Annotated in this window: 8 protein-coding genes; 7 read left to right on the top strand and 1 reads right to left on the bottom strand. The window is 58.3% G+C overall.

Annotated features, from left to right (window positions below; all coding sequences use genetic code 11):
• Positions 1-255: 255 nt before the first annotated feature.
• The 7 genes from ccoN to QN370_RS06215 all read left to right on the top strand — a co-directional run bounded on the left by ccoN (position 256) and on the right by QN370_RS06215 (position 5,754).
• Complete coding sequence (gene ccoN / locus QN370_RS06245; protein WP_322128132.1) at positions 256-1,683, top strand: cytochrome-c oxidase, cbb3-type subunit I; 1,428 nt, start codon at positions 256-258, stop codon at positions 1,681-1,683.
• Between the two features lie 13 nt (positions 1,684-1,696).
• Positions 1,697-2,311, top strand: coding sequence for a cytochrome-c oxidase, cbb3-type subunit II (ccoO, locus tag QN370_RS06240; protein ID WP_322128131.1), 615 nt, complete (start codon positions 1,697-1,699; stop codon positions 2,309-2,311).
• A 1-nt stretch (position 2,312) separates the two neighbouring features.
• Positions 2,313-2,504 carry a cbb3-type cytochrome oxidase subunit 3 gene (locus QN370_RS06235; RefSeq protein ID WP_322128130.1) on the top strand — a complete coding sequence of 64 codons (192 nt, stop codon included), beginning with the start codon at positions 2,313-2,315 and terminating at the stop codon, positions 2,502-2,504.
• Positions 2,497-3,426 carry a cytochrome-c oxidase, cbb3-type subunit III gene (ccoP, locus tag QN370_RS06230; RefSeq protein WP_322128129.1) on the top strand — a complete coding sequence of 310 codons (930 nt, stop codon included), beginning with the start codon at positions 2,497-2,499 and terminating at the stop codon, positions 3,424-3,426. The genes QN370_RS06235 and ccoP overlap by 8 nt, the downstream gene beginning before the upstream one ends.
• Before the next feature lie 69 nt (positions 3,427-3,495).
• Positions 3,496-4,959 carry a cytochrome c oxidase accessory protein CcoG gene (gene ccoG / locus QN370_RS06225; protein WP_322128128.1) on the top strand — a complete coding sequence of 488 codons (1,464 nt, stop codon included), beginning with the start codon at positions 3,496-3,498 and terminating at the stop codon, positions 4,957-4,959.
• A 12-nt stretch (positions 4,960-4,971) separates the two neighbouring features.
• Positions 4,972-5,499, top strand: a complete 528-nt coding sequence (locus QN370_RS06220) for a FixH family protein (protein WP_322128127.1) — start codon at positions 4,972-4,974, stop codon at positions 5,497-5,499.
• A 12-nt stretch (positions 5,500-5,511) separates the two neighbouring features.
• A complete protein-coding gene (locus QN370_RS06215; protein WP_322128126.1) occupies positions 5,512-5,754 on the top strand; it encodes a hypothetical protein in 243 nt (80 codons plus the stop codon).
• Between the two features lie 21 nt (positions 5,755-5,775).
• Here QN370_RS06215 and fnr read toward each other — a convergent pair whose 3' ends face one another.
• On the bottom strand, positions 5,776-6,540 hold the full coding sequence (gene fnr, locus QN370_RS06210) for a fumarate/nitrate reduction transcriptional regulator Fnr (protein ID WP_322128125.1): 765 nt from the start codon (positions 6,538-6,540) through the stop codon (positions 5,776-5,778).
• Positions 6,541-6,645: the final 105 nt, after the last annotated feature.

Below are 6,645 nucleotides of genomic sequence, written 5' to 3'. Positions count from 1 at the left end.
CCTGTCGCCCTCCGTCTTTGAACGGAAAATGGCAGAAATACTTCCATTGGGGTGTCCGAAATAACTTGACCACTACAGTAAGTTCAAATTCGTCCGGGCACCGAGCTGCCCCTCCGCCCTCCCATCCTGTAGCTTTCCCACCGATTTCTGAATGTCCCTCCCAGCACCATTGCCAATTTGATTCACATCAAGGATTTTTAAGCGCCCGACTCTTACTCTCCATTCCGTCAACGTTGCTATTTCGGGAGAGCATTTGTGGGAACTGAACTGAACTATAACTACAAGGTCGTCAAGCAGTTCACGATCGCCACGGTGGTGTGGGGAGTCATCGGCATGCTGGTCGGTGTCATCATCGCGGCGCAGCTGGCGTGGCCCGCGCTGAACTTCGATATTCCCTGGCTGACCTATGGCAGGCTGCGCCCGTTGCATACCAATGCGGTGATTTTTGCGTTCGGTATTTGCGGGTTGTTTGCGACCTCGTATTACGTGGTGCAGCGCACCTGCCAGGTCCGGCTGTTTTCGGATGGACTCGCGGCGTTCACGTTCTGGGGCTGGCAGCTGGTGCTCATTTGCGCGACGATTTCGCTGCCGCTCGGTTTCACGCGCGGCAAGGAATACGCCGAACTCGAATGGCCCATCGCGCTGCTGATTACGGTGGTCTGGGTTGCGTATGCCGTGGTGTTTTTCGGCACGCTGGTCAAGCGCAAGGTCAAGCATATCTATGTCGCCAACTGGTTCTTCGGTGCCTTCATCCTGGCTGTCGCGATCCTGCATATCGTCAATGGCGCGAGCATGCCGGCCTCGTTCACCAAATCGTATTCGGCCTATTCGGGCGTGCAGGATGCGATGATCCAGTGGTGGTACGGCCATAACGCGGTGGGTTTCATCCTGACCGCCGGCTACCTCGGCATGGTCTATTACTTCATCCCCAAGCAAGCCGAACGGCCGGTGTATTCGTACCGGCTGTCGATCGTCCATTTCTGGGCGTTGATCTTCACGTACATGTGGGCCGGTCCGCATCATCTGCATTACACCGCCTTGCCTGACTGGACCCAATCGCTGGCTGTCGTGTTCTCGCTGATCCTGCTGGCACCGTCGTGGGGCGGGATGATCAACGGCATCATGACGCTCTCCGGTGCCTGGCACAAACTGCGTTCCGATCCGATCCTGAAATTCATGATCGTGTCGCTGTCGTTCTACGGCATGTCGACTTTTGAAGGTCCGATGATGTCGATCAAGACCATCAATTCGCTGTCGCATTACACCGACTGGACGATTGCCCATGTCCATTCCGGCGCGCTGGGCTGGGTCGGTTTCATCACGATGGGTTCGATCTATTACCTGATCCCGCGCCTGTCCGGCAAGAACGCGATGTGGAGTCCGCGCCTGGTCGATACGCACTTCTGGGTCGCCACGATCGGCGTCGTTCTGTACATCTCGTCGATGTGGATTGCCGGTGTGATGCAGGGTCTGATGTGGCGCGCAGTCAATGCCGACGGCACGCTGACCTACAGCTTTGTCGAAGGCGTCAAGGCCACGTATCCGTACTACGTGATTCGCGTCAGCGGTGGCCTGCTGTACTTCTCCGGGATGGTGATGATGGCGGTCAATACCTTCATGACGATGCGCGACGGCACGGCGGTCGAGGCACGCATTCCTTCTCTTTTACCTAGCCAAGCCTGATCAGGAGTCATCAATGAAATTTTCCCATGCGTGGATTGAAAAGAATCCGTGGTTGCTGATCGCGCTGGTGCTGGTTGTCATCAGCGTCGGTGGCCTGGTCGAAATTGTGCCGCTGTTTTTTCAAAGCTCGACCACCGAGCCGATCACCGGCCTGAAACCGTACTCGGCCTTGCGGCTGTCCGGTCGCGATATTTATGTGCGCGAAGGCTGCTACAACTGCCATTCGCAAATGATCCGGCCGCTGCGGGCCGAGACCGAACGCTACGGCCATTATTCGGTCGTCGGCGAGTTTGTCTATGACCGTCCGTTTCAGTGGGGATCGAAACGGACCGGTCCGGATCTGGCCCGTGTCGGCGCTCGCTACAGCGATGACTGGCACGCCATTCACCTCAATAACCCGCGCGATCTGGTGCCGGAATCGAACATGCCCGGTTATCCGTGGCTGGCGAAGACCAAGCTGGTGCCGGGTGACGTGACCGCAAAAATGCATGCGTTGCAGCGCCTCGGCACGCCGTACAGCGAACAGGAAGTCAAGGACGGTCCTGGCACGCTCGAAGGCAAGACCGAGCAAGACGCATTGATCGCCTACCTGCAAGGGCTGGGCACATTGATCAAGACAAGGAACTGAGATGGCCATCGCCTTTATTTTTAACGACCTCAGCAGTGTCATGACCGTGGTCAGCCTGACCACCTTCATTGGCATTCTCTGGTGGACCTTTGTGCTCAATCGCAGCGCTGATTTCGACGAGGCGGCACACCTGCCGTTTGCCGATGATGCCGACGGCGGTCCACCCTCTTCGACGGAGAACAAGCATGGCTGACTTTACCAGCGGTTTCTGGAACATCTTCATTACCGTGCTGACCCTGCTGGGCGTGTTCGGCTGCGGCTTGTTGCTGTGGACGCAGTCGCGCCAACAGGTGGTTATCAAGCCCGGTTCCGATGGTCAGGTCGACACTACTGGCCATATCTGGGATGAAAACCTGACCGAGCTGAACACGCCGATGCCACGCTGGTGGATGTGGCTGTTTTATATCACGATCGTCTTCGGGCTGGTCTACCTGTACCTGTATCCGGGGTTGGGTTCCTATCCCGGCAAACTCGGCTGGACCTCGGCCGGCCAGTACACCGAAGAGCTGAAAAAAGCCGATGCCGAATATGGTCCGCTGTTTGACGGTTACCTGAAGCAGGACCTGAAAGTGGTCGCGGCCGATCCGCAAGCCCATGCCATTGGCGAGCGCTTGTTTCTGACGTATTGCTCGCAATGTCATGGCTCGGATGCGCATGGCAGCAAGGGTTTTCCGAACCTGACCGACAAGGACTGGCTGTATGGCGGTGACCCCGAAACCATCAAGACCACGCTGCTGCATGGTCGCAACGGCATCATGCCGCCGATGGGTGCGGCACTCGGCTCGGACAAGGATGTCGAGAACGTGGCGCAGTACGTGCTCAGTCTGTCGGGTGCTACATCGGACCCGATCAAGCGCGAGCTGGGGAAGTCGAAGTTCGCGGTCTGTGCGGCCTGTCATGGTGCCGATGCGAAAGGCAATCAGGCGCTCGGCTCGCCGAACCTGACCGACAAGATCTGGCTCTACGGCGGCAGCGCCGACACCATCATGGAAACGATCCGCAAGGGCCGCAACAACGTGATGCCGGCATTCCAGGATTTCCTCGGCGAGGCCAAGGTGCATGTGCTGGCCGCGTATGTCTGGAGTTTGTCGAATGATCCGGCGGCGCAGAAGTAGCGAGCAGCTGCCGGGCAAGCCGGCCAAGCCGGACAAGTCACCTTTTTTTTCAGGACAAAGCAGTCACTTATGAGCACCCCCGAAGTCTCGGTCATCAAGATGTATGCAGCACGCGAAGAAATTTATCCGCGTGAAATAAAAGGTCGTTATGCGAGCCTGCGCTGGCTCTGCGTGTGGCTCACGCAAGGGGTGTTTTACGGTTTGCCGTGGTTGCAATGGAACGACCGGCAGGCCCTGCTGTTCGATCTGGGCGCGCGCAAGTTCTATATCTTCGGCATCGTGCTGTGGCCGCAGGACTTTATTTATCTGGCGGTGCTGCTGATCATCTGTGCCTACGGCCTGTTTCTGGTGACCGCCGTGGCGGGTCGGGTCTGGTGCGGCTTTGCCTGTCCGCAAACGGTCTACACCGAAATCTTCATGTGGATCGAGCGCCAGATCGAAGGGACACGCAGCGCCCGCATGCGACTCGACAAGCAACCGTGGGGTATCGACAAACTGTGGCGCAAATCGGCCAAGCACTTCGCCTGGGGCGCGGTCGCCCTCTGGACCGGGCTGACTTTTGTCGGGTACTTCACGCCGATCCGTTCGCTGATTGTCGCTGTTGCCAGCCTAGGCCTCGGGCCATGGGAATGGTTCTGGATCCTGTTTTATGCGCTGGCCACCTACGGCAATGCCGGCTGGATGCGCGAGCAGGTCTGCAAGTACATGTGTCCGTATGCCCGCTTCCAGAGTGCGATGTTCGACAAGGACACGCTGATCGTGACGTATGACGCCGAGCGTGGCGAACCGCGTGGTCCGCGCAGCAAGAAAACCGCTGCACCAGCCGCCCTCGTAAAAGCGCAGGGCGACTGCATTGACTGTTCGATGTGCGTGCAAGTCTGCCCGACCGGCATCGATATCCGCGATGGTTTGCAATACGAATGTATCGGTTGCGCGGCCTGTATTGATGCCTGCAATTCGGTGATGGCGAAAATCGATTTGCCGGCTGGCCTGATCCGCTATTCGACCGACCACGCGATCACGAAAAAGTGGTCATTCAAGCAGATGCAGGCACGGGTGTTGCGACCGCGCGTGCTGATTTACAGCGCGATTCTGGCGCTGATCATTACGGCGTTCTTTGTGTCGCTGTTCACGCGCACGCCGCTGAAAATGGACGTGATCCGCGACCGTGGCAGCATGGGGCGCGAAGTCGAGGACGGCATGATCGAAAACGTCTACCGGTTGCAGATCATGAATACCGACGAAGCCAGCCATCACTTCAAGATTTCGGTGGCCGGCATTGACAGCATAGCGCTGGCCTCGCCGGATCAACTCGACCTCGAAGGTACCGGTTCGCGTGCGGTGCCGGTGCGGGTCCGGGTCGCCGCAGGCGAGGGCGAAGCGGGCTCGAACAAGATTCGATTCACTCTTGTCGCGACCGACCATGACAGTCAGCAGGTCACCGAAAAAGCGGTCTTTTTCGTGCCGCGCGGTGCCGGTCGTCCCGACCATGACAGCCACGATAGCCACAGCAAGCACGACGACCATCATTAAATGGAGAACACCATGCATGCCTCAACACTCATTCACAAGCCCGCTCCCTGGTACAAGCATCGCTGGCCGTGGCTGCTCATGCTCGGTCCGTTTCTGGTGATTGTGGCTGGTTCGGTGACGATCTGGCTGGCTGTCACGCATCAGGATGCGCTGGTTGTCGATGACTATTACCGGCAGGGCAAGGCCATCAATCAGGACTTGCGACGCGATCGCGTAGCGACCTCGCTGGGGCTGTCGTTTAGCGGACGGATGGATGCGGTCAGCGATACGCTCAGCGGCACCGTGGTCGCCGGTGACGCACCGGTGCGCGGAAAAATCCGCATTCACCTGGCGCATCCGACCTTGCCCGAAAAGGATGTCCAGCTAGTCACGCCGCTCGACGCCACCGGTCATTTCCGGGTGGCGTTGCCGCTGCTGGACCGCGCCGTCTGGCAAATCCTGATCGAGGACGAACAGCGTGACTGGCGTCTCAATGGCGAGTGGCGCTGGCCCGAACAAACAACGCTGACGCTGGCCGCCGATGTGCCCGCGCCTGAATAGAAAGGCGACACCATGCTGCGACGGTTGATGATGATTCTCTGGCCTTCGTTCCTGGTCGCGATTGCCGCGACCGGACTGTTTTTTTCGCTGTTCGATCCGGCCGAGTTGTGGCTGCGTACCGGTGGTGACACCGGCTTGCCCGACATCGCCTGCTATACGATCGGCTTTCTTGCAAGCTGGTTGTTCTGTGCGCTGTCGAGCATGCTGACGGTTTACCTGGCACGCGGTCCGACTGATCGGACTACGCCGATGTGACGATGGCCTTGGACTTGCAGGTTACATCGGCGTGCAATTTTCCGTTCCGGCCGCCAGCGCCCGCAGCATGGTGACATTGGTCAGGCGGACTTCGCGTTTGTCGACTTCCATCCAGCCCTGTTTCTTGAAGCGTGACAGCAAACGGCTGATGCTCTCGATGGTCAGGCCGAGATAGTTGCCGATATCTTCGCGCGACATGCGCAACTGGAAGCTGGTCGGCGAGTAACCGCGCGCCGCATAGCGTGACGACAGGTTGACCAGGAATGCAGCGAAGCGCTGCTCGGCGCGCATGTTCCCGAGTAACAGCATGACGTTTTGTTCGCGCATGATTTCCTGGCTCATGATGCGGTGGAAGTGATGCAGCAGGCGCGGGATTTCACCGAACAGTTCTTCGAGCCGGCTGAACGGAATTTCGCAGACCTCGCTGTCTTCGAGCGCGACCGCATCACAATGATGGCGCTCGGTACTGATTGCATCCATGCCTAATAATTCACCAGCCATCTGGAATCCGGTGATATGGGTGTCCCCGCTGGGATTGATCTGGAAGGTTTTGAAGTGACCGAATCGGATCGCGTACAGATTGCGAAACGGGTCGTCCATCCGGTACAGGATTTCATCGCGCTGGAGGCGACGGCGGCGTCCGATGATTTCGTCGAGCCGGTTGATATCGCCTTCGTCAAGACCCATTGGCAGGCACAACTGGTGCAGGCTGCAACCCGCGCAACTGGCCTTGAGGGCGTGGATGGTTTGCGCAGGCGTGGTGGGGAAGGTCAGTGGTTGGGTCATGAGTTTGTCTGTTTCACAAAATTGCCGGTAGAGGGGAAGTATGACAGGCCAGGGTGACAATAAGCCACTTTCCGGGTCAATTGCACTTACTTCGGCCATGTTTGA

Source organism: Actimicrobium sp. CCI2.3 (assembly GCF_035019065.1).
Classification (GTDB): domain Bacteria; phylum Pseudomonadota; class Gammaproteobacteria; order Burkholderiales; family Burkholderiaceae_D; genus Actimicrobium.
This window is presented reverse-complemented; position numbering and strand designations above follow the sequence as displayed.

Bases quoted from the DNA above. Each gene is read 5' to 3' on its own strand.
- ccoG (WP_322128128.1), top strand. From the start codon at position 3,496: ATGAGCACCCCCGAAGTCTCGGTCATCAAGATGTATGCAGCACGCGAA.
- ccoO (WP_322128131.1), top strand. From the start codon at position 1,697: ATGAAATTTTCCCATGCGTGGATTGAAAAGAATCCGTGGTTGCTGATC.
- fnr (WP_322128125.1), bottom strand. From the start codon at position 6,540: ATGACCCAACCACTGACCTTCCCCACCACGCCTGCGCAAACCATCCAC.
- QN370_RS06235 (WP_322128130.1), top strand. From the start codon at position 2,313: ATGGCCATCGCCTTTATTTTTAACGACCTCAGCAGTGTCATGACCGTG.
- QN370_RS06215 (WP_322128126.1), top strand. From the start codon at position 5,512: ATGCTGCGACGGTTGATGATGATTCTCTGGCCTTCGTTCCTGGTCGCG.
- QN370_RS06220 (WP_322128127.1), top strand. From the start codon at position 4,972: ATGCATGCCTCAACACTCATTCACAAGCCCGCTCCCTGGTACAAGCAT.
- ccoP (WP_322128129.1), top strand. From the start codon at position 2,497: ATGGCTGACTTTACCAGCGGTTTCTGGAACATCTTCATTACCGTGCTG.